The following is a 24,559-nucleotide window of genomic DNA, read 5'->3' on the forward strand; positions in this document are numbered from 1 at the left end:
AGGGAAATGACACGGATTGTGGTCGACTTCGACCGGTGCGAGGGCCATGGGCTGTGCGAACAGGCCGCGCCCGAGGTGTTCCGCCTCGACGACGAGGGCGACCTCCACCTGACCTCCGAGGAAGTAGCTCCGCAGCAGGAGGAGGCTGTCGCGGCCGCTGTCCGCGTCTGCCCGCTCGCCGCCTTGAAGGTCGAGCCGTGAAGCGGATCGTCGTGGCCGGTGGCTCCATCGCCGCGCTCACAACGGCGCAGAGCCTGCGGGCCGAGGGCTTCGACGGGCGGCTGACCATGCTGTCCGAGGAGTCCCACCTTCCCTACTCACGCGTCCCCCTCTCGAAGGGTGTCCTCGCCGGCCGGGAGTCCGCGGATTCGGCACTGCTTCCCCCGCCGAGCGGCGACATCGAGCTCCGTACCGGGACGCGGGCCGTCGGGCTGGATACTCACGGCCGTTCGGTACGGCTGGCCGATGGCACGAGCGTGCCGTACGACGGACTGGTCGTCGCCACCGGCGCCCGGGCACGCCGTCTCAGCGGCGAGGGCGACCTGGTGGTGCGCACCCTGGGCGACGCGGAGCGGCTCGCCGCACGGCTGACCGTCGCCCGCAGCGCGATCGTGCTGGGCGGCGGATTCCTCGGCATGGAGGTCGCCTCGACCTGCCGCGCTCTCGGCCTGGAGGTGACGGTCGTCGATCAGGTACGGCCGCTGCTCCGGCTGCTCGGGCCGTGGCTGGCCGATCTGACGATGGCGGTCGCCCGGGACCACGGCATACGCGTGCGCGTCGTGGCGGACGGCGCCGAGGTGCTCGACGGGCACCGCGTGCGCTGCGGCGATGCGGTGCTGGAGGCCGACGTGATCGTGTGTGCGGTCGGAGATGTGCCGAACACCGACTGGCTGCGGGACTCCGGCCTACCTCTGGACGCCGGGGGCGGTGTCGTCGCCGACGCGTGCTGCCGGGTCGCTCCCGGAGTGGTCGCCGCCGGGGACGTCGTATCACGGCATGGACGTCGAACTCCCCACTGGACCAACGCGGTCGAGCAGGGACGTGCGGCTGCGGCGAGCCTGCTGCACGGTGAGTCGGCACAGCCCTACCGCCCCGATCCCTACTTCTGGACCGAGCAGTCCGGCCTCGACATCAAGATAAGTGGCGAACTGCCGCTCACTGGAGCCCCCGAAGTCCTCGCCGGATCGGTGGCCGACCGCAGCGCACTGCTGAGGTGGCGCCACGACGGAGGTACGGCCACCGCCGTCGCCGTCAACCACCGGCTCCCCGTCGTCAAGCTCAAGCGGCTCAGCGCCGGGACCCCGGCCGCCGCCCAGACCCGTACGTGAAGAACGCGCCGCGGCTCCGTGCACCCCGGCATGACGGCCGGTTTGCCGGCGGTGCCCGGCACCCTGTCGGAGCCCGACCACACAGCGCCGTGCGTCCCGTGAGACCGAGACTGGGACGAGCGGCGACCACACCCGCCTTGGCCCGGTACCGGCCCGCATCGTCGTCCTCTTGACGCGCTTCATCGATCCGTGGTTCGCCGCCCGGCTGCGACTGGTGCTCTTGCGTTCACTGGGACGTCCGAAAGCGGATATCCGCGTAACATCGCAGGTGTGAAGGGCGGGATGACGCACGACGGAGCCGGGTCGATCCCCGGCGAGAACCTCCGGAAGTTCGACCTCAACCTGCTGGTGGCACTGGACGCCCTGCTCCGGTACCGAAACGTCACCAGGGCGGGTGAACGGCTCAACCTGACGCAGTCCACGATGAGCAGCGAGCTTCGGCGGCTACGGCGCATGTTCGACGACGAACTGCTGGTCCGGGTCGGCCGCGAGTACGAACTGACTGCGCTGGCCCGGGATCTCGTCGAGCCCGTGGCGGACGTCCTCGCCAGGATCGAGCGGGCGGTCGGCCACCGGACGAGCTTCGACCCGGGCAGCGGGTCACGCACCTTCTCCATCGCCATGTCCGACTACTCGATGTTCCTGCTGCTGCAACCGCTCCTACGGCGCGTGGGAATCGAGACGCCGGGGGTCACGGTGGAGGTCCACCCGCTCGTAGGCCAGATCCAGCGGATGGTCGGGCAGGACGGCATCGACCTCGTCATCGGGCCGGCGGGCGAGCAGACCGGCGTCCGGTCGGAGCGGCTCTTCAGCGACCGGTTCGTGTGCATCGTCTCCGCCGACCACCCCGAGGTGGGCGACCGCATGACGACGGACCTGTTCGAGTCGCTGCCTCAGCTCACCATCGCGTGGCCGCAGCCCAGGCTGCGCACCATCGCCGACGAGTACCTCGACAACGCCGGTCTGCGCCGGCACGTCGTCGCGACGACGCGGAGCTTCGCGCTCGCCCCCCACCTCGTCCGCGGGACACGCCTCGTCGCGCTGGTGCAGGAGCGCCTCGCCCACGAGCTGCGGGAGACGACGGGCATCAGGATACTGGAGCCGCCGTTCTCGTCCCCCGGCCTTGAGGAGATGATGTATTGGAACGCGGCGGCGGACGGCGATCCGGCACACGCCTGGCTGCGGCGGATGATCGCCGAGACGGCCCGCACCATGTCCGGCACGCAGGTGCAGGACACGCTGGCGTCCGCCACCGAGCAGATGACGCTGGCCCTGGCCTCTCTCGGCGAGGCGTACGAGCTCCTGGACGACACCGCCGGCGACCGCCTCGAGAAATCGTTGTTCCGCCCGGTTCAACTCGCCCTGGGACGCACTCAGCGAGCCCACACCGCCTTTGCCGCGGCTCATGACCTGCCGAGCCGCTCATGCGGCCGGGGTCACGTCCCGCAACCGTCCGCCGATGCGAAGGCTCGGATCGAGCGCGCCGTCACCGCCGCAGAGCGGGCGAACACGGCTCTGGCCGAGCTACAGGGTTCGATGCTCCCCGTGGACGTCGACGACCCGGGACTTCTCGCCGCTCTGTCCGAGATCCGGGAGCACCTCGATCATGTCTGCGGCCACGCAGGCGAGTTCGTGCGCACGCTGAACGGCTGAAGGCGGGCGTGGCCTGACCACGAACAGCCGCCCAGGTCGCAAACCCCTGGACGGCTGTGGGTCACGTCGGCCGAGGACATCACGGAACGGCGGAGAGATCCTCTCCGGTGAGGAGCCAGTCCGCGGCGGCCACATTCGACCGGACCTGTTCGGGCGTGGTCGCACCGGCGATCACGGATGTCACACCGTCCTGTGCAGCAAGCCATGCCACCGCCAGTTCGCCGACCGTGTGCCCGCGCTGCTCGGCGAAGGCGGTCAGCTCCTTGACTCGGGCGAAGTTCTCGTCCGTGACGACCTTGTCCGCGAGGAAGGGCAGCGTTGCGAAGCGCGACCCCGCCGGGTGCGGCTTCCCACGCCGGTACTTCCCGGTGAGCATCCCACTGGCCAGCGGGAAGAACGGCACCACACCCAGCTGGTTCTTCCGGGCGGCGGGCACGACATCACGCTCCACGTCACGGGCCAGCAGGTTCCACTGGACCTGGATGCCGCAGAACGGAGCACTCGACGCGGCTGCCGAGGCCTGCGCGGCGGTCCGGATCTGCTCGGCGCTGACGTTCGACGACGCGATGTGCAGCACCTTGCCCTGCCGCACCAACTCGTCCAGCGCCTCCAAGGCCTCCTCCACAGGCGCGTCAGGGTCGGGAAAGTGCTGGTAGTACAGGTCGATTCGATCGGTGCCCAGACGGCGCAGGCTGCCCTCGCATGCTTCGACGATCCGCCGCTTGAGCACGCCGGGTGCGTACGATTCTTCCGCGGGGCGCGGCGAGAACTTGGTGGCGATCACCGCCTCGTCCCTGCGGGACCCGAGAGCCGCCCCGATGAACTCCTCCGACTTGCCCTGGCCGTACATCTCGGCCGTGTCCAGGTGGGTGATCCCCACGTCGAGTGCCGTGTTGATCACCGCGGCACTCGCGTCGAGGTCGAGCTTCATGCCGAAGTTGTTGCAGCCGAGGCCAATGACCGACAACTCCGGTCCGTGAGCGCCAAGTTGGCGAAACTTCACCATTTCTCCCATGGAACCGTTCGATTGTTTCTGTTTCCCCCGGTCCCCGCCCGTCCTTCGCGACGGGCGGGCTCCCGGAGGGGTCTCAGATCGGCGGAGCGTTCCACAGACCGGCGTCGGCACGGGGTTCGTACTTGAGGGCGGTGATGTCCGAGCGGATGTCGGAGGTGCCCCAACGGTCGGCGTAGGCGGGGTCGGTGGACCAGACCCGGGGAATCCAGGCGTCCTCGTCGGTGATCCGCTCCAGCTCGGTCGTGTACTCGATCATGTTGCGGTCGGGGTCGGCGAAGTACGAGAAGGTGTTGTCGCCCGCGCTGTGCCGGCCGGGTCCGAACAGCGGCTTGTAGCCGGCCCGGACGAGCCGGCCGGTACCCCGCATGTACTCGTCGATTCCCCGCATCTCGAACGACACGTGGTTCAGGCCCGGCACGGGCCCCTTCGCGATGCCGAGATTGTGGTGCTCGTCCGAGCAGCGCATGAAGCACATCAGGTCGCCCAGCCAGTCCGACAGGCGGAAACCGAGGTGCTGCTCGTAGAAGGCCAACATCTCTGGCGGGTTAGGGGAGTTGATGATCACATGGCTGATCTTCCTGGGCACGGCCTCGCGCGCCTGCAGCTCACGGTACGGCTTGGGAGCCACGTCCGCCGAGACCTCGACCACCCGGCCGTCCGGGTCGAAGAAGCGCAGCCCGTAGCCGGCACCGGGGGTGTCGAGCTTGCCGGGTTCGCGGACCAGCCGCACTCCCGCTGCGCCCAGGGCGGCGGCCAGTTCGTCGATGCCGGCCGCGTCGCGAGCCCCGAACGACAGCATGTCGGTACCCGCTTCGGTGGCGGCCCTGATCCGGAGGATGTACGGCTCGGGAGAGCCGACGGAGCCTAGGAACGCGACGTTCCCGTCGTCGGCGATCCGGTACAGCCCCCACACCTGCTCGTAGAACTTCAGAGAGCGCTCGTACTCCGGCACCGCGAGGCCGACGTGCCGGAGGTGGGTGATCACGGACCGGGCGGCGATCTCGGAGGCCGGAGGACCGGTCCGCAGGGCCGGCGGGGGCAGCGGCAGGTCAGGGATGGGCTCCGGCGGCTGGATACCGGACAGGTCAATGTCGCTGAAGGACGTCTCGGTCACGGTGAAACTCCTTGTCTTGTCGCTGGTTCGATGCGCGAGTGATCGGCAGCGGTCTGCCGTCCGCGGCACACGGTGTGGATCGGCCCCGTCCTTGTGGCGCTGGGCGCCCCCGGATCAGGCGGGCTGGTCGAGGAGAAGAGAGAGTTCCGCCATCTGCGCACCCATGGCGGCGCGCATCTCGGCCGCGCCCGGCATGGTGTCGTCGGTGATCGACATCTCACTGACCATGACCTGGTGGGAGACGTCCTGGACCAGCTTGCAGCGCGGCCACCGGCGCTCGCCCAGGGCTGTCAGCGCCTGCTCGACCGGCATGTCGGAGTCGAGAAGCTCGGCCAGGACCATTGCGTCCTCCAGAGCCATGCTCGCGCCCTGGGTGAGGTGCGGCGTGGAGGCATGGGCGGCGTCGCCCAGGACCACGACTCTTCCCTGGTGCCACGGCAGCGGCAGCAGGACCTCGTTGAGCGGGCTGTACACGATGCCCTTGGGACCGGTGATCCTGTCCCGCAGGGCTCCTGGGAATCCGACGAACTCGGCCATCCGCTCCCGCACCAATGCGTCGAAGCGCTCAGGATCGTGCCGCGGTTGTCCCGGTTCCGGAGTGACGACGAACATGTACATCTCACGGTCGTTGAGCGGGATGAGCCCCGGTCTCGCTCCGACGCCCTGGAATCCGTAGACACAGGTGACGTCCGCGGGCCGCGGGAACATGACGCGCCAGACGCCGTACCCCGAGAACTCCGGTTCGTGGCCGGCCCCGAACAGGCGTCGGCGCGTCTGTGACTTGATGCCGTCGAAAGCGACCACGAGATCGAAGTCGCCCGAGCCGCCGTCGGTGAAGTCGACGTAGACCCGGTCACCGTCCTGCCGCAGTACGTCGACGGTGACCCCGCGGCGGATCTTCGCACCCGCCCGCTCCGCCGCACCTCTTAGGATGCGCTGCAGGTCGGGACGGGTGATCGCGTTGTTCGCCGGGACATCGCCGTTGACGCCTGCCGGCACCTCTGCGAGCACGTTCCCGGAGGCGTCGCACAACCGGGCCCGGTCGTACTGGTAGCCCGCCGCCAGGCACTCATCGAGGACGCCGATGGCGCGCAGTGCGCGCAGGGCGTTGGCGGGTTGATTGATGCCGACGCCGAACACCTCGTGGACGGGGCTGATCTCGACCATCGCGACCTCGGCCCCGCGCTGGGCCAGTGCCACGCCCGCGGCCAGACCACCGATGCCGGCTCCCACGACAAGCACGTCCATGGTCAGCACCCGCAACCTCCTTTGGTTTTGTCGTCAACGTAGGCAGTGGGAACAGGCACCGGAACGGACTGATCTGCGATAACGTTCATCAACGCCATCGATACGACTGGCGACGGAGGCGTTCGTGAACCTGGGGAACGCGGATCTGAACCTGCTCGTGGCACTGGACGCTCTACTGACCGAGCGCAACGTGACTCGGGCCGCTGAACGGCTGTCACTCGGCCAGCCCGCCACCAGTGCCGCACTGCAGAGACTGCGGCGGATGTTCGACGATCCGCTCCTGGTTCGCCGCGGGCGGGGCATGGAACTGACGCCTCTGGCCCAGTTGCTGGTCGTGCCTGTGCGCGACGTTCTCCAAGGGGTTGAAGGGCTGCTCGCGATCCGGCCGGACTTCAACCCCGCCCGCGACAAGCGCTCCTTCAGTGTGATGGCCAGTGACTACGTCACGCTCGTCCTGCTACGTCCGCTGCTGGCCAGGCTCGCGGACGTGGCGCCCAACGTCCAGCTGTCGGTGATCCCGATGAGCCTGCGGTTCCGGGACGTGCTGAGCCGGGCCGAGGCCGACCTGGTGCTGTTCCCGGTCGAGATGGATCCGGGCTTGCGTGAGTTCCCGCATGCCACCTTGTTCACGGATCGCTACGTGTGCACGGTTTGGAACCAGCATCCGGAGGTGGGCGACGAGATCACCCTGGAGATGTTCAGCGGACTTCCGTACCTGACGTACACCGACCCGGAGCATGCGACGTCGGTCGACGCTCAGCTCGACGCCGCGGGCGTTGAACGCAAGTTGGAGGTCTCCACCGGATCGTTCGTCGTGTCGCCGATGATGCTGCGTGGCACCCGGCTGGTGGCTCTGCTGCACGAGCGACTGGCCCTCGCGATGCGGGAGACGGCGGAGCTGCGCATCCTCGAACCGCCACTGCCGCTGAAGCCGATCACCGAGCTGATGTTCTGGCACCCGCGGTCGCAGGACGATCCCGCGCACCGATGGCTGCGGAAGGAGGTCGCGGCGATGGCCGCCGACCTCCCTGTATCGATGTGATCGATGTCCGAGATCAGCAGAGGGTTCCTTCCGGCCTCGCGGTGCCGGCTCTACCGTGACGACGGACGTCAGTAACGATCACGCAGACGGAGGGCCGAGCGGTGACTACGGACGTACGGCACGAGGACACACCGTTCAAGCTGGGCCGGTTCCGCGACGCGGGCGGATTCCCCTTCGCCGGCGTGGTGGTGGGTACGGAGGTGATACAACTGTCCGTCCTGCAGCCCGGGAAGATCGACATTGCCGACGCGTTGGCGGACTGGCCCGCCACCTTCTCGGCACTGACCGACATGAGCGGGGCAAGTCGTCCCAGTGGGATGCAGCTCGACGCTCTGGAGATCCTCCCTCCGGTGACTCCTCGGCAGATCTTCCAAGCCGGCGCCAATTACCGCACGCATGTGATCGATCTGATGGCCGCAGACCAGGGCGATACCGAAGAGAACCGGGCCCGCGCCGCAGCGCTGATGGACAAACGGGCCAGGGAGGGGCAGCCGTACGTGTTCACCGGGCTGCCGAGCGCCTTGTGCGGACCGAACGACGACGTCGTCCTGCCGGACACGGGCACCGACCACGACTGGGAGCTCGAACTCGCGGCCGTGATCGGTCGCCCGGCCTACCGTGTTTCGCGCGAGGACGCACTCAGCCATGTGGCCGGCTACACGATCGTCAACGACATCACCACCCGCGACCGTGTGCACCACCCCGACTCGGCCGCCATCGGCGCCGACTGGCTCGCGTCGAAGAACTCGCCCACGTTCCTGCCGACCGGCCCGTGGCTGGTCCCCGCCGCCTTCGCGGGCGATCCGATGAAGCTCCGCATCACCCTCAGCCTCAACGGCGAGGTGATGCAGGACGAGTCGACCTCTGACATGGTCTTCGACCTCGCCCGGATCATCGAGCACACCTCGTCCGTCGCGACTCTGCTGCCGGGCGATCTCGTGCTGACCGGTTCGCCTGCCGGCAACGGCGCTTCCCGAGGCCGGTTCCTGCGCCCCGGGGACGTCATGGAGAGCACCATCACCGGGCTCGGCCAACAGCGCAACCGATGCGTGTCCGGCGAGCGGGACCGCTGATCGCTGCCGCTTCGGTCTCCTCAGCGTCGATCGGCCTGGGAGACCGTCACGGATGATCGGGCAGAGTCGGCTCTCGGGAACGCGTCCGCTGCGGACGCGTTGAGGTCCAGATGTTTTGGGGACGGCGAGCAGTCGGACGGGAAGCCGGAGCCGTGGTCACGGATGCGGACCAGCGGGCCGGCCTGATTCCGGTCCACAGCGGCGGACACCGGCCGGGCGCGGTGCCGCAGGGCCTCCGTCCCGTCTCCTGATGCGGCCTCCTCCCACCCGAATGACAAGAACCCCGTGTCAAGCTCGCGGTATCGGCTCGTCTGCGTCGAACGAATGGAGGCACGTTGACCGCCCGTCTGGCCGGATTTCTCCCCGGCGATATGAGTGTCGAGCAGACCGCGGTGTACGAGGCCATCTGCGGAGGTCCACGAGCCGCCAGCCCTCAGGCCTTCGCCCTGACCGACGCTGAGGGACGGTTGCGGGGACCGTTCAACGCGATGCTGCTCAGCCCTCCGGTCGGAGCCGCGCTACAGGCCGTGGGGTCCGCGGTGCGCTACCAGTCCTCCCTGTCCGCCCGCGTCCGGGAGATGGCCATCCTTCTCGTCGCCGCGCGCTGGGACAGCGCGTTCGAGCGAACGGCGCACGAGGCCGTGGGGCGCGCCTGCGGCCTGACCGAGGAGGAGCTGGGGCACTTGCGCAGCTGCATCCTGCCGACCCTCACCGACCGGGACGAGACAGTCGCGTTGCGGACCGTCGCCGCCCTGTTGCGCTCCGGCGCCCTGAGCGACGACGAGTACCACATGGCGGTCGCGGCGATCGGTGAGAGCGGCCTCTTCGAGCTCACCACGCTGGTGGGTTATTACTCCACGCTCGCCCTTCAGCTTCGCGTCTTCGCGGGTGAGGGAGGCGCATCCAAAACCTCGGCCGCCGCACTCCGCGATGGTGCCCAGGCGTGGGATTGACGGGCGGGCTGCTGCTTCCACGCGGGTCGCTGGCCCGTGCCGCATGGCGCGGGCCAGCGAGGGTGCGGGTGTCAGTCCCGGCTTCCGCCGACGCCGCCTTCGGGGGCGATCTCGGCGATGCGGGCGAGGTCCTCGGCGGTCAGCTTGAGGTCGGCGGCGGCGATGTTCTCCGCGACGCGGTCGAGGTTGCGCGAGCCGGGGATGGGGAGGATGTAGTCCTTCTTCGCGAGCAGCCAGGCCAGGGCCAGTTGCGACAGGGTGGCGCCCTTGCTCTCGGCGAGCTTGGTCAGCTCGGCGACGATGGCGACGTTGGCGTCGAAGTTCTCCGGCTTCCACCAGGCCAGCTGCCGGCGGAAGTCGGTGGCGTCGTAGTGGTCGATGGACTTGACGCCGCCGCTGAGGAAGCCGCGGGCGATGGGTGAGTAGGCGACGAAGCCGATGCCGAGTTCCTCCAGGACCGGGAAGAGGGGCTCGGTGTCGAGGGCGAAGATCGAGTACTGGTTCTGCAGCGCCGAGATGGGGTGCACGGCGTGGGCCTTGCGGATGGTGTCCTCGTCGGCGTTGGACAGGCCGAGGTACTTGACCTTGCCGGCGTCGACGAGCTCCTTCATGGTGCCGACCACGTCCTCGATGGGGACGTTGGGGTCGGGCATGTGCTGGTAGAGCAGGTCGATGGTGTCGGTGTTGAGGTGGCGCAGGCTGTTGTCGACCACTTCGCGGATGTGTTCCGGCCGCGAGTCCGTTCCCCAGGTCTCGGTGAAGCCGAACTTGGTGGCGATCGTCACCTCGTCGCGGATCGGCGCGAGGGCGTGGCCGAGCAGCTGCTCGCCCGTGCCCCAGCCGTACAGCTCGGCGGTGTCGAAGTGGGTGACGCCGAGTTCGTGGGCGCGGCGGATCGCGGCGATCGACTCGGTGTCGTTGGAGGGGCCGTAGGCGAAGGCGGTGCCCATCGCGCCGTAGCCGATGGCCGATACGGTCAGGCCCTGGGTGCCCAGTGTCCTGGTCTGCATGAGGTACTCCCTTGATGAAGTCAAAAGTTCGGGCTGAACGGCCCCGGCGTGGTGTGGCACCCGTCGGTCGGGGTGATGTCAGTACCGGGCGGGACGATCGTGTTGACGGCATCGAGTCCCGGTTGACCGGAAGCAGTGGTTCCGATGCCGGTCAGGGCACTTCAGCCGCGGATGGTCATGCCACCGTCGATCGACCAGGCTTGTCCGTTGACCCAGGCGGCGTCGTCGGAGAGCAGGAAGGAGGCGGCGGCGGCCGGGTCGTTGGGCAGGCCCAGGCGTGGGCTGCGGACCATCCCGAGGACCATGGTCTTGAGTTCCTCGCCGACCTGCTGCTGTGCCTGCTCGGTCATGGTCACGCCGGGGGCGACGGTGTTGCGGCGAATGCCCTGCTTGCCCCAGGCGGAGGCGATGTGCCGGGTCAGCGCGTTGACGGCGGCCTTGGACGCGCCGTACGCGGGGCGCTCGGGCTCGCCTATCCAGGCCGAACCCGATGAGGTGTTGACGATGGCGCCGCCGCCCTCCGCCAGCAGATGGGGGATGACCGCGCGGCCGGTGAGGGCGTAGCCGAACAGGTTCACTTCGAAGGTGCGGCGCCATACGGCCAGGTCCATGTTCAGCAGGTTCGTGTCCCGGCCCAGGTTCTGGGGGCCGGCGCGGTGCCGCCGGTCTCGCCCAGGTGCTTGGCAGTGGCCTGTGCGGCATCAAGGTTGCGGTCACCGATGACGACGGAGGCGCCTTCCTTCGTGAGCCGCTCGGCCGTGGCCGCGCCGATCCCGGCGGCACCCCCGGCGATGACGATCCTCTTGCCCTGCAGTCCGCGCATCTCCCTCTTCCTCTCCGGCGGCGGTGGTGGCAGGACCAACCATAGACAACAGTCTGACGTTTTTCCACCATCATGTTGGAAAAACGCCGTGACGTTGCCTATCTGAGTGGGAGAGAAGGTACGCTGAGGAGCATGGCCATGATCAAGAGCAGCGGCGCCGTGCCGGGCGACCGACGCGTGCGACGCACCAGGGCGGCTCTGCAGAGCGCAGTGATCGGTCTCGTCGAGGAACGGGACGTTTCCCAGATCAGCGTCGCCGACGTCGTCGACCGGGCCGACGTGAACCGCTCGACGTTCTACGCCCACTACCAGGATGTGAACGAACTGGTCGAGGCCGCCTGTACCTCGATGATCGACGACATGATCGGGTTGCTCACAGCCCTCGACCCCGCACGGGTGAACCCGTCGGACCGCCCGGAGGATCCGGTGGACCCGGACCCCGTGCTGACGGCCTTCTTCACGCATTTCGCCGAGCATGCGGGCCTGTACCGCGGCCTGCTGGGGGCGACGGGCAGCGCCCGTGTCATCGAGCACGTACGCGTGCGCACCACGGTGTCCGCGCACTTCTCCGCATACCTTGGTGCGGCGGGCGACGTTCCGCCGGATGTGACCGGCCTGTCCGACATCGCGCACGACGTCCCTGCGGCGTTCGCGGCCGGTGCGCTCCTGGGCGTGGCCGTCGACTGGCTGCAGCGGGGGTGCCCGCGAACGCCGCTCGAGATGACCGTCCTGACCAAGCCGCTCCTGCTCGCCCTGTCAGCCGCCGTCTGCACGCCGCCCGTGCCGGTGGCACCTGGTCCGGGGGGCCCTCAGGAGCGGCCCTGATTCACGAGGTGATCTTGCGTGGACTTGGGATCGTGAAGGGGCCCTGATCGCTGTCGCTCCGGTCCGCCTGCTCCACTGCGGCACCTGAAATGACGATTCAGGGCTCGGTGAACTCGGCGAATGTCACACCGGCGGTGACGGTGAGCGGGTGTCCTGGCAGGGCGTCGATGGTCGCGGCGAACTTGATGAGAAGACGTTCCAGTGTGTCGATTTCCTCCGCGGACCAGCCGGGAAGCTTCTGTTCGTTCGGCATGACGGCGCGTACGACGCGGTGGCCGAGTGCGCGCCCTTCGCGACTGAGCCCGATGACGACCCCGCGGTCGTCTCGTGGGTCGGTGGCGCGGAAAACCAGCCCTGCCTCCTCCAGCCGGGACACGATCTTGCTCATGTTGGACCGGGTCGTGTCCACAGCGTCTGCGAGCTCAGTGGGCCTCGCGATGCCCCGGTAAACGAGTTGGTTGACGACGAGGAAGGCCGGTAGGTCCTCCGGCAGCGGAAAGCCGCAGTCAGTCATCACCTGCTCACGGAGGGACCGAGAGGTTCCCCACGTGACGACCGCTTGGAGAGCTGAGCGCAGCGTCGGGCCGTCACCCCCGGCAATCGGTGTGACATCTTCCGCCGACAAGGTGTCCAGTCGCACCGTGCTCTTGCTTCGCGCCACCCTGGCCTCCCTTCGGGTTTCTCAGCCTACGAAACCCAAGTACTTTCCTGAAGACAATACCTGTGGCATTCTCGACGGCGGCCGGATCGTTTCACCGCGCAGCACCGGCCTTCGAAGCCCCTGGTGAGACGTGGGTGCCTCCGCGGTCCAGCCGTTCTGTCTTCGACTCCGCATTGATCATGAGTCCGCCCAGGCGCTCGGCGTTTTCCTGGCACAACCATTTCTAGAAGATCCTCAACGGAGACCTCCATGGCCGCACCACATTCCCTGACCGTCGACCGGCGAAGCGAGCCGTTCGGAATCGACACGGCGGCCCCGGAGTTCGGGTGGAAGCTCCTCGGCGCGGCAGGACAGGAGTCGTACGAGGTGGAGGTCGCTCTCACGCCCTCCTTCGAGCCGTCGAGCGTGGTGTGGGCCAGCGGTGAGGTCCCCGCTCGCCGGCCGTTCGGTGTCCTGTACGGGGGGACACCGCTGGCTTCCGGGACGACGTACCACTGGCGAGTACGGGTGCGTGACACCGACGGCGGCATGACCGAGTGGGCCGATGCCACGTTCGAGACCGGGATACTGGACGCGTCGCAGTGGCACGCTCGATGGATCAGCCATCCCGAATCGAACAAAAACGAGCCGCGGACCCTGTACTTCCGCACCGAACTGGATCTGCCGGCTCCGGTCGTACGCGGGCGCGCTTACGCGAGCGCGCTCGGGTGGTACCGGCTGTTCGTCAACGACACCAATGTGACTGGCCACGCGCTCGTGCCGCGCTGGACACCGTTCCACGACTACACCGAGTACCAGGCGTACGACGTCACCGACGCCTTCCGGGCCGGGAGCAACCGCATCGGGATCGTGGTCTCCGAAGGCCGGTACCGCGGCCGCCTCGGCGCGTTCTCCCTCCGCGCGCGCTACGGAGACCGCCTCGGAGCATTCGCGCAGCTCGAACTGGAACTCGCCGACGGATCGACCGTGCGTGTGACGACGGACGGGACCTGGCGCGTGGGCTACGGCCGCGTGCTCCGCTCCGACCCCAAGGACGGTGAGCGCGTGGATCTGCGCCTGCCCGAACTGCCCTGGACGGAGGAGGGGGCGAGCGGGGAGACCGTCACCGTGGTGCTGGAGGAGAACCCCCGGCTGGTCGCCGAGGAGGTCCAGCGCGTCACGGAGATCGGACGCCGCAACGGGACGGTGAGCACGACGCCGTCGGGCAAGCAACTGATCGACTTCGGCCAGAACTTCTCCGGCGTCGCACGGGTTCGTCTGTCCGGCACCGCGGGGCAGGCGGTGAAACTGCTCTACAGCGAAGTCCTCGACAGCGACGGCGAGGTGGCGACCACATACCTGGGAGTGGGGAGCGGCAAGGGCGAGTGGTTCCAGCGCGACGAAGCCGTGCTGACCGGCCAACCCGTCGACTACACCCCGTGGTTCACCATCCACGGCTTCCGGTACCTGTGCATCGACGGCCCCGTCCAGCCGCTCACCGAGGAGGACGTGGAGGCCATCGTGCTCTCCAGCGACCTTCCGCAGATCGCCGAGTTCCGCTCGTCCGATCCCCGCCTCGACCGGCTGTGGAACAACGTGCTGTGGTCCCTTCGGTCCAACTTCACCGACACGCCCACCGACTGCCCGACCCGCGAGCGCAGCGGCTGGACCGGGGACATCCAGGTCTTCGGCCCCACGGCGGCGCAAATGGTCGACGCGGACGCCTACCTCCGCCGCTATCTGCGGAACCTGGCCGCCGAACAGTACGAGGACGGGACCGTGCCGCCCTTCATCCCGGCGGAAGAAGCCCGGGGCAGGAGCAGGAATCCGATGCGCTTCACCAGGACGTCGGTGGGATGGGGTGATGCCGCCGTGATCCTTCCCTGGACGCTCCACCGTTACTACGGAGACGTGGAGGTCCTGCGCACGCAGTACGACAGCGGCAGGGCGTGGGTCGACCATCTCGCCCGGCGCGCCGCCACGAAGCGAGGATGGCGACGCCGGTTCCGCAACGGCACGGGACCGCTGGAACGGTACATCGTCGACACCGGCTACCACTGGGGAGAGTGGCTCCGCCCCGGCGACAGCCTCGGATCGGAGATCCCGGGCAATCTCACCGGCAAGCGAGCAGGCGTCGCCACGGCCTACCTGGCCCACTCCGCGGGGCTGCTGTCCCAGATCGCCACCGTGCTCGACAGGACCGAGGACGCCGCCGGCTACCGGCAGCTCGCGAACTCGGCGGCCGAGGCGTGGCGAGCGGCCTTCGTCCGCGACGGGGGCGGCCGGATCGCCGACGACAAGCAGGACGACTACGTGCGCGGTCTCGCGTTCGGACTGCTCGAACCCCCACAGCGTCCGGCCGCCGCCGCTCGGTTGGTCGAGCTCATCGAGGAGAACGGCTTCCACCTGGGCACCGGCTTTCTGAGCACGCCCATGCTTCTCGGCAGCCTTGTCGAAGCCGGGCACCCGGACATCGCCTACCGCGTTCTCCTGCAGACCACCACGCCGTCCTGGCTCAGCCAGGTCGAGCTCGGCGCGACCACGACCTGGGAGACCTGGGAGGGCTACAAGGACGGCAACCCGACCGCATCGCACAACCACTACGCGTTCGGATCGGTGGCCGCCTTCCTGCAGGAGTACGTCGCCGGTCTTTCCCCCGCCGCGCCGGGTTACGCCCGCATCCGCGTCGCGCCGGTGATCGGTGGCGGTCTCACCTCTGCCTCCGTTTCGGTCGAAACCCCGTACGGCCGCGCCGCGTCCGCATGGGAACTGCAGCCGGACGGGACAGTCAGCCTCTCGGTCACCGTGCCGGCCGGTGTGACGGCAGAGCTCGATCTCGGCGCTCTCCACAAGGAAGTCGGAAGCGGCACGTACGACTTCACCAGCACCCTCGCCCCCGTGCCGGCTCCCTGACACAAGGTCGTGGGCAGCGCGCCGCGGGTGCGCGCCTCGCTTCTGAGGAGATCAGACCCTGTCGTACACCCGCACCTCGGGTGCGGCTTTCAGCAGCGGGGACAGGCCACCGACCACGTCGCGGGCGAAGAGGTCGCTCTCCAGGTACGCCTTCGCGTCGGCCACGGTCCGGAAGCCGTGGAGAACCTGGACATCCTCGTCGCGGACGAGAAGCTCTTCGCTGCTGGCGCCCGGGACGGTCGCCAGGAACGGCTGCTTGTACTTCTCGTACACGCCCGCGGCGGCGACGCGGTTGGCCGGGGCCACCTGCAGGGAGATCTGCACCTCGCGGGCCTCGTTCATCAACGGCCGGTGCGGGACGTCGGGTGAGGTGAGCTTGGAGCGCGGGATCATGGCCGGTCCCAGGCCCAGTTTGGTCCAGTCCTCCAGGACCTGGTAGCTGGCGGCCTCTCCCGCATACGCGCGCAGGGGCAGCTGGTGCGCCTGGAAGAGCTGTGTGGTGAAGGTGGTCAGGCCGCAGGCGTCCGGCACGAGGATGAACTGCTCCTTGCCCGCTTCTTCGAGTTCGAGTGGGGCGTCATCCAAGGAGTCGGGGGTGACGACGACGATCGGTTCGACGTCGATGACCCGGTGCCCGAAGCGCGGCATCGCGGCGACGGCCGGGATCAGGATGATGTCCAGTTCCCCTGCGCGCAGGCCTTCGCGGAGGTCCTGCATGTTCGCCTCGCGCAGTACGAGGTCGCGCGGGGTGGGCAGGTCGCAGACGCTGCTGAAAGCCCGGGCGATCAGCAGGGAGCCGATCAGGGGGGAGACTCCCATGCGGATCTTCTGCTCGCTCGGTTCGGTCAGTCGCCTGGCCTCCGCCGTGACCGCGTCGAGCGCGGCCAGGGCCCGCTCGATGAGCGGCAGGATGCGTGCGCCGAACGCCGTCCGGGTCACCCCGCGCGGCGACCGGTCGAAGAGCCTGTCGCCGAGGCGCTCCTCCCGTTTGGCGATCCCGTTGGACAGGGCGGGCTGGGTGACGCCGTACGCGCGGGCGGCGGCGCTGAACGACTGGGTCTCGGCGACGGCCTGCGCGTACCTGAGCCCTTCCAGGTTCAAACGCTCGCTGCCGGCCATGGCTCACTGCTCCGGCTGTGCGCGTGTGGCAGTGGCGGCCGGGCGATGCGGACATCCTCGTCGTGAGCTGCCCTGGTTCCGTGGAATCCCCGGCCCGTCCCGAGTTGAGTGGAGCCGGGACAGCTCAGGTAGGTCACGGATGAGTCACATATGCCGCCCTTCTTTGAGACGGTAGCTGGGCGACCCCGGTGCCAAGTCGCTGACGCCCGCACCAGCCATTGGCTGAGACAGTTGCGGCGTCACACACCGTATCGAACTGGTGTCTGAATCGGGGGGTCGGGAGGGTCGGGAGGGTCGGAAGCGGTGAGAGGGCCGGGGGCGGCGGGGCCGGAAGGGCCGAGTGGGCCGGGGGCCTGGGGTCTCCGGCTCGCGCTCTCCGACGTGCACGGCATCAGTGAGACCGAGGCCGCGCGGATCGCGGACGGGCAGCCGTGTGCCTCGCTGCTGGACTTCTGGGAACGGGCACGGCCCAGCCGTCCGCTCGCCCAGGTCGGCGCGCTGGACGCCTTCGGCGCCAACCGGCGGGATCTGCGACTGCACTTGACGGAGCTGCACCGGGGCGGCCGGGGCGCGGGCGGGGGCCAACTCCCCCTGGCGGGCGGGCGCGGGACCGCGTCGGCCGGGCTGCCGCAGCTGTTTTCCGTCGAACGGCTCAGCGCCGAGCCGGGGGTGCTCTCGATGGATGTGTCCCGCAATCTGATGGACGACCACCGGGACTTCCTCGACGAACTGGGCGTGGTGCCGGCCCGGTGGCTGTGCGAGGCCCGGCACGGGGAGACGGTACTGGTCGCGGGCGCCAAGGCGGCCACCCAGACCCCGCCGATCCGCTCCGGCAAGCGGGTCATCTTCACCACCCTCGACGACGGCACCGGCCTGGTCGACCTCGCCTTCTTCGACGACTCCCACGACGCCTGCGCCCACACCGTCTTCCACTCCTGGCTGCTGCTGGTCCGTGGAGTAGTCCAACGGCGCGGTCCACGCAGCCTCAGTGTGGTCGGCTCGGCGGTCTGGAACCTCGCCGATCTGGTGGAACTGCGCCGCGAGGGCGGCCTCGACGCGGTGATGCCCCGGCTGGCCGAGCCCGCGGACACCGGCGCGCTCACGGGGAACGGCACCGGCCCGCCCACCGCGAACGGCGCCACCGGCCGCCGTATCCGTATGCCCACCGGATACGAGACGCATCCATGGGCCGATCTCCGCCCGGCCGGCGAGGAGGCCGCACAAGGACCCTCACGCGTAAGGAAGTTGTGGCACCAGAGTCCGGGGAGCGCGGGATGAGGACGCTTCGCGTACGGGATGGCGGCGTACTGGACGGCGGCGGCGGTGCGCGAGGCGGCCGTGCGCGGCGTGGTCATGAGGTGTCGTCCGTCTTCTTCCATGTGCGGCTGAGGACCCGGGGGAGGGGCTGTCCGAGCTGATGGCGGTGCTGGAGCGGTTCACCCCTGCCGCGCGGGCGTTGCCCCCGGGGGCGGCCGTCGCTCAACTCGGCGGTGCCCTGCGGCTGTTCGGGACGGGGCAGGTCGAGCTGGCGGGACGGATGCGGGTGCAGGCGCTGGCCTGGTACGGGCTGGACACGGCCGTGGGGATCGGACCGTCCTGGGCGGTCGCGGCGATGGCTTCGGCGCGCACCGGCCCCGGCGGCATCCGCCTCGTGGTGCCGGAGCGGACCGGGGAGTTCCTGGGGCCGCTGCCGATCGAGGAGTCGTACGGCATCCGGCGGGCGCAGGCGGAGGAGTTGCGGAGCCTGGACGTGGAGACGGTCGGGCAACTGGCCGGCCTGCCGGGCGCCACCGCGCTGCGCATCCTCGGGCACGCGGGCCGCGAACTCCAGGAACGGGCACACGGCATCGACCGCCGGGCGGTCGTCCCGGGCGGAGGCACGAGGTCGACGAGCGTACGGGCGGACTTCCCCGTCGACGCCCTCGACGGCGTGGAGATCCGCGCCGCCGCGCTGCGCCTCGCCACGGAACTCGGCGCCCGGCTGCGCGCCCATGACCAGGCCGCGCGACGCGTGACGGTGACCCTGCGGATGGCCGACCGGCGGGAGCTGGCCAGGACCCGCACCCTGCCCGGTCCGTCGGCTCACACCGACGACCTGCGCACGGCGGTGTACGCCGTCCTCGACGCCCACGCCCTCCAGCGCGCCCGGATACGACGGCTCACCCTGACCGCCGAGAACATCGTGGACGCCACCCTCGCCCACACCCAGCTCTCCCTGGACCGGGGCAGAGAGGCCCGGCTGCGCGCCGAGCCGGTCATCGACGCCCTCAACGAGCGGTGCGGACCCGGCGCGGTGGGCCCTGCGGCCTGCCTCATCGACATGAGCGGCAACGCCGATGACCCTGATAATCCCGGCATGGCCGACAGAACCTGACAGAACCGTCGAGATGGGCGGGAAACCTTACGCAGCGTGACCGTCCGTGGGGTGTCTCGTTGCCCCGGTGTGGATGGCGATCTCACCTCCGGTCCCCTCTTCCCGCCGCCCCCGGGGCGCACCGTCCCCGCCCGTCCCCGTCGGACCGTGCGTCCGCCCCTCGCTGAAGGAAGCCGCCGTTGCCCGGCATCCCCGCTCAGGCCGCCATCGAGGACCCCGCGCTGAGGGCCGCGTACCCGGCCTGCGGCAGACACTCCAAGCCCGCCGACCCGACCGAGTACGCGCTGATACGGCTCATGCCGCCCGGTCCGCGCCCCGTGTGCCGGGCGGTCCCGTGCACGACCCTGCTCGACCGCGCGGGACTCTCCGTCCCCCTGCGCTCCCGGCACCACCGCGACCTCGTCCGCGTGTCATGTGCGTCCGTGCTCCTGTCGGCGGGCGGGGGAGAGCGGTGAGGGCGGTCGTGGGAGGGGGCGGGCGGTTCAAGGGGCGTTGGTGTGTGACGGCGTGGGCGGTCGTCGTCGTGGTCGCCTGTCTGGTGCTGCCGGTCGGGCTCGCCCAGGTGCGGGGAGCGATCGTGCGTGTGGAGGGCAGCTCCTCGGCACGGGCGGCGGAGCTCATCGCGCGCGGATTGCCGTCGTTCGGCTCCGAACAGGTCTCCCTCGCCTTCGACTCGTCCTCCCTGACGGCCGACAGCGAGCCGTATCGGCGGGCCGTCGCCGCGGCGGCCCGGGCGGCGGACGAACTGCCCGGCACCGGACAGATCATCCCCGTGCCGGACGCCCCCGACCGCGACCCGCGCCACGCCTACCTGGCCATGGGCATCGAGGGCGACGACGACGCACGTCGGCGGCTGCTCCCCGCACTGCGGTCCGCCGTCGGCCGGGCGGTGACGGACGCCTCCGACGGACGGGTCACCGTCGCCCTCACCGGCGCCACACCCGTCTTCACCGAGCAGATCAAGGCCGACCTGCGCGATCTGCGGTATGTGGAGGCCGTCACCGTGCCGGCCGCGCTGCTGCTGCTCGTCGTGGGGCTGGGGTCCGTCGGCTCCGCCCTGGTGGTCCTGGTGACCGCCGCCCTGGCCGTCCTCGTCAGCACGGGCGCCCTCGCGGCCGTCGCCCTGGTGCTGGACGTCGACAGCCTGATGGTGACCGTCGCCACCACCGTCGGCTTCGGACTCGGCCTCGACTACGCCCTGCTGGTCCTGCTGCGCTATCGGAGCCTGCGCGACGACGGGCTCGCCCCGGACCCGGCCGTGGCGAGCGCCACCAGGTCCGCCGGGCACGCCGTGCTGTGGTGCGCCGCCGCGGTCGTTGTCACCAGCGCCGCGCTGCTGGCCACCCCGCTGGCGCTCGCCCGTACGGCCGCCCTGGTCGCCGCGCTCACCGCCGTCGTCACCGCCGCCGCGGCCACCACCCTGCTGCCCGCCGTACTGCCCCGCCTCGACCCGCTGCTGGACCGGGGCCGGGTGCGCCGCCGCGACGGCGCGAACCGCAAGGAGCGCTGGGCCCGTTGGGCGCGGCGGCTGATGGACCGGCCCTGGCCCCATCTGCTCGGTGTGCTCGCGGTGCTGCTCGTCGCCGCGTTCCCGGCGGGCACCCTGCGCACCGGGCTGCAGATGGAGCGGAGCGTCATCGCCGGCACCGAGGCGGGGCGCGGCCTCGCCCAGATGGAGCGGGACGGCCTCGCGGGCGTCACCCTGGTCGCCCTGCCGCACCCGCCGACGGCCGGGCCGGTGGACACCACCGACCTCACCGACGCCCTGCGCGCCGACCCGCGCGTCACCACCGTCGCGACCCTCGACAACGGCCGCGATCTGACCCTGGTCACCGTCACCGACCGTCTCATCAGCGATCGGCGCCCCGCCGAACACCTGGTGACCGACATCCGGACGCTCGCCGCCCGCGCCCTTCCTCCCGGGCAACAGGTGTTCACCGCCGGGCCCGCCGCCCAACTGGCCGACTTCCACCAGGCGTTGCGGCCCGCGCTGCGACAGATCGCCGTCATTGTGCTGGCCGGGGCGTTCCTGCTGATGCTGGTCGCCTTCCGCAGTCTGCTGCTGCCGCTCAAGGCGATCACCATGAACGTCCTCTCCCTCGCCGCGTCCTTCGGGCTGCTCGCCTGGGTGAACGGACGCACCGCCGAGCCGATCCATCTCGCGATCCCCCTGCTGGCCGCGACGGTCGTCTTCGGACTCTCCCTGGACTACGAGGTCTTCCTCGTCCACCGCATCACCACGCACTACCGGGCTACCGGCGACTGCCGCCTCGCCGTCGCCCGGGGGCTCGGCGACACCGCCCGCCCGATCACCCTCGCCGCGACCACCATGGCCACCGTCTTCGCCGGGCTCATGGTCACCCAGCGGGACGATTTCCGGCAGACCGGTTTCCTCGTCGCCACCGCCGTACTCCTCGACGCCACGCTGATCCGCATGGTCGTCGTACCGGCCCTCATGCGCCTGCTCGGCCACCGCAACTGGTGGCTCCCGGCCCCCCTGAGCCGCCTCCTGCCCCCACCGGACGCGCCACCCGCCGACCTCCCGGAGCCGCGTACGGCCACCGGCCTCCCCGGACCGCGTACGGCCATAGGCCACCTCCGCGCCCTGCCCCGCGCCGAGTCCAGCAGGGCCCCTCGCGGGGGAGGCCGTCCATGAACACCGAGGGAAGCCACGAACACCGAAGGAAGCCACCCGCGAACGCCCGCCCCACCGAGACCGCCATCACCCCAGGTCCCGCGTGTGGAGGGCGGCCGTCGCCGCGTCGGCGGCCCTCGCCACGCCGGCCGCGGCGTGGTCACCCGCCTCCGCCGCGGCCCCCACTTCGGCCTCCGGCCCCGCCTCGGTGTCGGCGGTCGGCGGTCGGCGCTTGAAGTTTTTACTGACGCGTAGCTTCCCACTTTTCCTACTCGACCGTAACTTGGCGATTCAGAACAGCATCCTCGTGATCCGGATCACTGGGCACACGCCTTCGCACGTCCCTTGAGCCGCAAGGAGATCACTCGATGCTGCCCTGGAAGCGCCTGATCAGACCGCTGGCCGCCCTGTTCCTGGCCTCCGCCGCGACCGTCGTCCCCGTCGCCGGCGCGGAGGCGGCCGAGACGACCAGCCGTGGCTGGAACGACTACTCCTGCGAACCCTCCCGTGCCCACCCCCGCCCCGTCGTCCTCGTCCACGGAACGCTCGCCAACTCCGTCGACAACTGGCTGGGCCTCGCGCCGTATCTGGTGAACCGCGGGTACTGCGTCTTCTCCCTCGACTACGGGCAACTGCCCGGCGTCTCCTTCTTCCACGGCCTCGGCCCCATCGAGGAGTCGGCGGAGCAGTTGGACGACTACGTCGACGGCGTGCTCGCCGCGACCGGCGCCGACGAGGTCGACCTCGTCGGGCACTCACAGGGCGGCATGATGCCCCGCTACTACCTCAAGTTCCTCGGCGGAGCCGCGGAGGTGAACGCCCTCGTCGCCATCGCGCCCTCCAGTCACGGCACCACTCTGGGCGGCCTCACCGAGCTTCTGAAGTACTTCCCGGAGGCCGCAGACCTACTGTCCACCGCGACCCCGGCCCTCGCCGACCAGGTCGTCGGCTCGCCCTTCCTGACCAAGCTCAACGCGGGCGGCGACACCGTCCCCGGCGTCACCTACACCGTCCTCGCCACCAAGTACGACGAGGTCGTGACGCCGTACCAGTCCCAGTTCCTCAGCGGGGCGAACGTACGCAACATCGTCATCCAGGACCTGTGCGCCCTCGACCTCTCCGAGCACGCGGCGATCGGTCTCCTCGACCGCATCGCCTTCCACGAGGTCACCAATGCCCTCGACCCGGCCAACGCCATGCCCACGACCTGTCTCTCGGCCGTCGGCTGACACGTGCACATGCCGAAGGGCATCACCGGGGCCTGTCCGGCCTGAGCCGCCGGACAGGCCCCGGAGTCCTTGTGGCCGAGGTGCGCCCCGACGCCGATCGAGTGCCGGGACGATCAGCGAGTGCCGGGACGATCAGCAAGTTAGCCCCAAGGAACCGTGAAATCCCCTGTTGAGGGTGGGTGCGGGAGATCCTTATGGTCGCCTTAAGGAAGGGCTAACCGGGAGATCAGGAATGCCCGGTTCCGCAGGGGCCGACGATCCGTTTTCTTACCCGGCAGCGGAACAATGCGTTCGTCCGGGTCAGTTGATGATCGGTTGACGGATCAGTCGTGTGAGAAAGAGGAGTGCCCATGACCGGCGTACGGGGAACGACCGTCGAGATCGCCACTGTCGACGGGACGGCCGACGCGTATCTCGCGCACCCCGATGACGGGGGCGCGCATCCGGCGGTGCTGTTCTACATGGACGCGTTCGGGCTGCGACCGCATCTGACGGCGATGGCGGACCGGCTGGCGGCGGCCGGGTACACGGTGCTCGTCCCGAACGTCTTCTACCGCACCGGGCCGACCCCGGTGTTCGAGTTGCCCGAGTTCATCGACCCGCAGGCGCGGCCGGAGCTGTGGGGGGTGATCATGCCGGTCATGCGGTCGCTGACGGTCGACCGGGCGATGCGGGACGCTCAGGCCTATCTGGGGTGGCTGGAGGAGTGTCCGCAGGCCGCCGAGGGGCCGGTCGGCACCACCGGTTACTGCATGGGCACCCGGCTCTCCCTGCACACCGCCGCCGCCTTCCCGGAGCGGGTCGCGGCGGCGGCCGGGTTCCACGGGGGAGGGCTGGCGACCGACGCCCCGGACAGCCCCCATCTGGCGGTTCCCCGGATCACCGGCGAGGTGTACCTCGGCCACGCCGACAACGACCACTCCCTGCCGCCGGAGCAGATCGAACGGCTCGACAAGGCCCTCACCGAGGCCGGCGTCCGCCATCGCACCGAGGTCTACGAGGGCGCCCGGCACGGCTACACCCAGTCCGACACCTCCACGTACGACGCCGAGGCGAGCGAACGCCACTGGGAGGCCCTGCTCGATCTGCTGAACCGCGCGCTCGCCCGGCCCCGGGCATGACGGAGGCCCGGGTATGAGGGAGGCCCCGGGCACAGGGGTGACCTCTCTTCCCGGCGCAGGGGCGACATCTGTTCCTCGACAGCGCCGCCGTCCGGCCCGACGCACACGGCCGGTGGCCGGGCGCCGGAACGGCGGCTGCTGGAGTTCGTCGACTCGTGGGCGGGACCTGACGGTCGGCCCCGGCGGTCGGTCCTCGCTGGTCGGTCCTGGTGGTCTGTCGTGGTGACCTGACGGTTCGGTGTCCAGATGGACTCGTGACCTGACGGTCTGGTGACCTGACGGTCGATGCCGGTGGGCGGGCGGGGTCAGCCGTCCGGCCACCAGGTGCGCGCGATGTCCTTTCGCACTTCCCGGCGCTCGACGGGGCGTTCGTCGGCTTCCTCCCGCATCCGGCGGGAGACCGACTTCTTCAGGGGCTTCTGCACGGTCGTACGGCGCATGGCT

At 69.9% G+C, this 24,559-nt stretch carries 22 protein-coding genes and 1 pseudogene; 14 read left to right on the forward strand and 9 right to left on the reverse strand.

The features are described 5' to 3' along the window. Nucleotides 1-6 precede the first annotated feature (6 nt). The 3 genes from ACWD4G_RS00500 (at nt 7) to ACWD4G_RS00510 (ending at nt 2,981) form a co-directional block, all read left to right on the forward strand. Nucleotides 7-201 carry a ferredoxin gene (locus tag ACWD4G_RS00500; protein ID WP_451289831.1) on the forward strand — a complete coding sequence of 65 codons (195 nt, stop codon included), beginning with the start codon at nt 7-9 and terminating at the stop codon, nt 199-201. Beyond that, on the forward strand, nt 198-1,328 hold the full coding sequence (locus ACWD4G_RS00505) for an NAD(P)/FAD-dependent oxidoreductase (protein WP_451289832.1): 1,131 nt from the start codon (nt 198-200) through the stop codon (nt 1,326-1,328). The genes ACWD4G_RS00500 and ACWD4G_RS00505 overlap by 4 nt, the downstream gene beginning before the upstream one ends. A gap of 282 nt (nt 1,329-1,610) precedes the next feature. Beyond that, a complete protein-coding gene (locus tag ACWD4G_RS00510) occupies nt 1,611-2,981 on the forward strand; it encodes a LysR family transcriptional regulator (RefSeq protein WP_451289833.1) in 1,371 nt (456 codons plus the stop codon). Nucleotides 2,982-3,060: 79 nt separating this feature from the next. Here the strand turns inward: ACWD4G_RS00510 and ACWD4G_RS00515 are convergent, their stop codons facing one another. The 3 genes from ACWD4G_RS00515 to ACWD4G_RS00525 form a co-directional block, all read right to left on the reverse strand. Beyond that, complete coding sequence (locus ACWD4G_RS00515) at nt 3,061-3,948, reverse strand: aldo/keto reductase (RefSeq protein WP_451289834.1); 888 nt, start codon at nt 3,946-3,948, stop codon at nt 3,061-3,063. Nucleotides 3,949-4,069: 121 nt separating this feature from the next. After that, the gene (locus ACWD4G_RS00520; RefSeq protein ID WP_451290268.1) at nt 4,070-4,996 is read right to left on the reverse strand and encodes a VOC family protein; all 927 of its coding nucleotides are present in this window, start codon (nt 4,994-4,996) and stop codon (nt 4,070-4,072) included. A gap of 228 nt (nt 4,997-5,224) precedes the next feature. Further along, the gene (locus tag ACWD4G_RS00525; protein ID WP_451290269.1) at nt 5,225-6,358 is read right to left on the reverse strand and encodes an FAD-dependent monooxygenase; all 1,134 of its coding nucleotides are present in this window, start codon (nt 6,356-6,358) and stop codon (nt 5,225-5,227) included. Between the two features lie 124 nt (nt 6,359-6,482). Between ACWD4G_RS00525 and ACWD4G_RS00530 the strand changes: the two genes are divergently transcribed. The 3 genes from ACWD4G_RS00530 to ACWD4G_RS00540 all read left to right on the forward strand — a co-directional run bounded on the left by ACWD4G_RS00530 (nt 6,483) and on the right by ACWD4G_RS00540 (nt 9,426). Then, the gene (locus ACWD4G_RS00530; protein WP_451289835.1) at nt 6,483-7,400 is read left to right on the forward strand and encodes a LysR family transcriptional regulator; all 918 of its coding nucleotides are present in this window, start codon (nt 6,483-6,485) and stop codon (nt 7,398-7,400) included. A 101-nt stretch (nt 7,401-7,501) separates the two neighbouring features. Continuing rightward, on the forward strand, nt 7,502-8,473 hold the full coding sequence (locus ACWD4G_RS00535) for a fumarylacetoacetate hydrolase family protein (protein WP_451289836.1): 972 nt from the start codon (nt 7,502-7,504) through the stop codon (nt 8,471-8,473). Between the two features lie 335 nt (nt 8,474-8,808). Beyond that, nucleotides 8,809-9,426, forward strand: a complete 618-nt coding sequence (locus tag ACWD4G_RS00540) for a carboxymuconolactone decarboxylase family protein (RefSeq protein ID WP_451289837.1) — start codon at nt 8,809-8,811, stop codon at nt 9,424-9,426. Nucleotides 9,427-9,497: 71 nt separating this feature from the next. Here ACWD4G_RS00540 and ACWD4G_RS00545 read toward each other — a convergent pair whose 3' ends face one another. The 3 genes from ACWD4G_RS00545 to ACWD4G_RS00555 all read right to left on the reverse strand — a co-directional run bounded on the left by ACWD4G_RS00545 (nt 9,498) and on the right by ACWD4G_RS00555 (nt 11,259). Beyond that, on the reverse strand, nt 9,498-10,436 hold the full coding sequence (locus tag ACWD4G_RS00545; protein ID WP_451289838.1) for an aldo/keto reductase: 939 nt from the start codon (nt 10,434-10,436) through the stop codon (nt 9,498-9,500). A 161-nt stretch (nt 10,437-10,597) separates the two neighbouring features. Then, entirely contained in the window at nt 10,598-11,047 is a 450-nt protein-coding gene (locus ACWD4G_RS00550) for an SDR family NAD(P)-dependent oxidoreductase (protein WP_451289839.1), read from the reverse strand. A gap of 2 nt (nt 11,048-11,049) precedes the next feature. After that, nucleotides 11,050-11,259, reverse strand: coding sequence for an SDR family NAD(P)-dependent oxidoreductase (locus tag ACWD4G_RS00555; protein ID WP_451289840.1), 210 nt, complete (start codon nt 11,257-11,259; stop codon nt 11,050-11,052). A 132-nt stretch (nt 11,260-11,391) separates the two neighbouring features. Here ACWD4G_RS00555 and ACWD4G_RS00560 point away from each other — a divergent pair, with 132 nt between their 5' ends. Continuing rightward, a complete protein-coding gene (locus ACWD4G_RS00560; protein WP_451289841.1) occupies nt 11,392-12,084 on the forward strand; it encodes a TetR/AcrR family transcriptional regulator in 693 nt (230 codons plus the stop codon). Nucleotides 12,085-12,181: 97 nt separating this feature from the next. On the opposite strand, the gene ACWD4G_RS00565 is transcribed toward ACWD4G_RS00560, so the two are convergent. Then, complete coding sequence (locus tag ACWD4G_RS00565) at nt 12,182-12,724, reverse strand: MarR family winged helix-turn-helix transcriptional regulator (protein ID WP_451289842.1); 543 nt, start codon at nt 12,722-12,724, stop codon at nt 12,182-12,184. 270 nt (nt 12,725-12,994) lie between these two features. Here ACWD4G_RS00565 and ACWD4G_RS00570 point away from each other — a divergent pair, with 270 nt between their 5' ends. Beyond that, on the forward strand, nt 12,995-15,637 hold the full coding sequence (locus ACWD4G_RS00570; protein ID WP_451289843.1) for a family 78 glycoside hydrolase catalytic domain: 2,643 nt from the start codon (nt 12,995-12,997) through the stop codon (nt 15,635-15,637). Nucleotides 15,638-15,688: 51 nt separating this feature from the next. Here ACWD4G_RS00570 and ACWD4G_RS00575 read toward each other — a convergent pair whose 3' ends face one another. Beyond that, nucleotides 15,689-16,756 carry a LysR family transcriptional regulator gene (locus ACWD4G_RS00575; protein ID WP_451289844.1) on the reverse strand — a complete coding sequence of 356 codons (1,068 nt, stop codon included), beginning with the start codon at nt 16,754-16,756 and terminating at the stop codon, nt 15,689-15,691. A 235-nt stretch (nt 16,757-16,991) separates the two neighbouring features. On the opposite strand from ACWD4G_RS00575, the pseudogene ACWD4G_RS00580 reads away from it, so the two are divergent. The 6 genes and pseudogenes from ACWD4G_RS00580 to ACWD4G_RS00605 form a co-directional block, all read left to right on the forward strand. Next, a pseudogene (locus ACWD4G_RS00580) lies at nt 16,992-18,034 on the forward strand (OB-fold nucleic acid binding domain-containing protein); the annotation flags it as partial. 139 nt (nt 18,035-18,173) lie between these two features. Further along, nucleotides 18,174-19,130, forward strand: coding sequence for a DNA polymerase Y family protein (locus ACWD4G_RS00585; protein ID WP_451289845.1), 957 nt, complete (start codon nt 18,174-18,176; stop codon nt 19,128-19,130). A 179-nt stretch (nt 19,131-19,309) separates the two neighbouring features. Beyond that, the gene (locus tag ACWD4G_RS00590; protein WP_451289846.1) at nt 19,310-19,585 is read left to right on the forward strand and encodes a hypothetical protein; all 276 of its coding nucleotides are present in this window, start codon (nt 19,310-19,312) and stop codon (nt 19,583-19,585) included. Nucleotides 19,586-19,629: 44 nt separating this feature from the next. Further along, on the forward strand, nt 19,630-21,786 hold the full coding sequence (locus ACWD4G_RS00595; RefSeq protein WP_451289847.1) for an MMPL family transporter: 2,157 nt from the start codon (nt 19,630-19,632) through the stop codon (nt 21,784-21,786). 347 nt (nt 21,787-22,133) lie between these two features. After that, a complete protein-coding gene (locus ACWD4G_RS00600; RefSeq protein ID WP_451289848.1) occupies nt 22,134-22,994 on the forward strand; it encodes an esterase/lipase family protein in 861 nt (286 codons plus the stop codon). A 350-nt stretch (nt 22,995-23,344) separates the two neighbouring features. After that, nucleotides 23,345-24,115 (forward strand): dienelactone hydrolase family protein, encoded by a 771-nt coding sequence (locus ACWD4G_RS00605; protein WP_451289849.1) that lies wholly within the window; start codon nt 23,345-23,347, stop codon nt 24,113-24,115. Between the two features lie 305 nt (nt 24,116-24,420). On the opposite strand, the gene ACWD4G_RS00610 is transcribed toward ACWD4G_RS00605, so the two are convergent. Beyond that, complete coding sequence (locus ACWD4G_RS00610) at nt 24,421-24,555, reverse strand: hypothetical protein (protein WP_451289850.1); 135 nt, start codon at nt 24,553-24,555, stop codon at nt 24,421-24,423. Nucleotides 24,556-24,559: the final 4 nt, after the last annotated feature.

This window comes from Streptomyces sp. NPDC002643 (genome assembly GCF_053592555.1).

Bases quoted from the DNA above. Each gene is read 5' to 3' on its own strand.
- ACWD4G_RS00500 (WP_451289831.1), top strand. From the start codon at position 7: ATGACACGGATTGTGGTCGACTTCGACCGGTGCGAGGGCCATGGGCTG.
- ACWD4G_RS00510 (WP_451289833.1), top strand. From the start codon at position 1,611: ATGACGCACGACGGAGCCGGGTCGATCCCCGGCGAGAACCTCCGGAAG.
- ACWD4G_RS00525 (WP_451290269.1), bottom strand. From the start codon at position 6,358: ATGGACGTGCTTGTCGTGGGAGCCGGCATCGGTGGTCTGGCCGCGGGC.
- ACWD4G_RS00545 (WP_451289838.1), bottom strand. From the start codon at position 10,436: ATGCAGACCAGGACACTGGGCACCCAGGGCCTGACCGTATCGGCCATC.
- ACWD4G_RS00550 (WP_451289839.1), bottom strand. From the start codon at position 11,047: ATGGACCTGGCCGTATGGCGCCGCACCTTCGAAGTGAACCTGTTCGGC.
- ACWD4G_RS00555 (WP_451289840.1), bottom strand. From the start codon at position 11,259: ATGCGCGGACTGCAGGGCAAGAGGATCGTCATCGCCGGGGGTGCCGCC.
- ACWD4G_RS00560 (WP_451289841.1), top strand. From the start codon at position 11,392: ATGGCCATGATCAAGAGCAGCGGCGCCGTGCCGGGCGACCGACGCGTG.
- ACWD4G_RS00570 (WP_451289843.1), top strand. From the start codon at position 12,995: ATGGCCGCACCACATTCCCTGACCGTCGACCGGCGAAGCGAGCCGTTC.
- ACWD4G_RS00575 (WP_451289844.1), bottom strand. From the start codon at position 16,756: ATGGCCGGCAGCGAGCGTTTGAACCTGGAAGGGCTCAGGTACGCGCAG.
- ACWD4G_RS00585 (WP_451289845.1), top strand. From the start codon at position 18,174: ATGGCGGTGCTGGAGCGGTTCACCCCTGCCGCGCGGGCGTTGCCCCCG.
- ACWD4G_RS00600 (WP_451289848.1), top strand. From the start codon at position 22,134: ATGCTGCCCTGGAAGCGCCTGATCAGACCGCTGGCCGCCCTGTTCCTG.
- ACWD4G_RS00605 (WP_451289849.1), top strand. From the start codon at position 23,345: ATGACCGGCGTACGGGGAACGACCGTCGAGATCGCCACTGTCGACGGG.
- ACWD4G_RS00610 (WP_451289850.1), bottom strand. From the start codon at position 24,555: ATGCGCCGTACGACCGTGCAGAAGCCCCTGAAGAAGTCGGTCTCCCGC.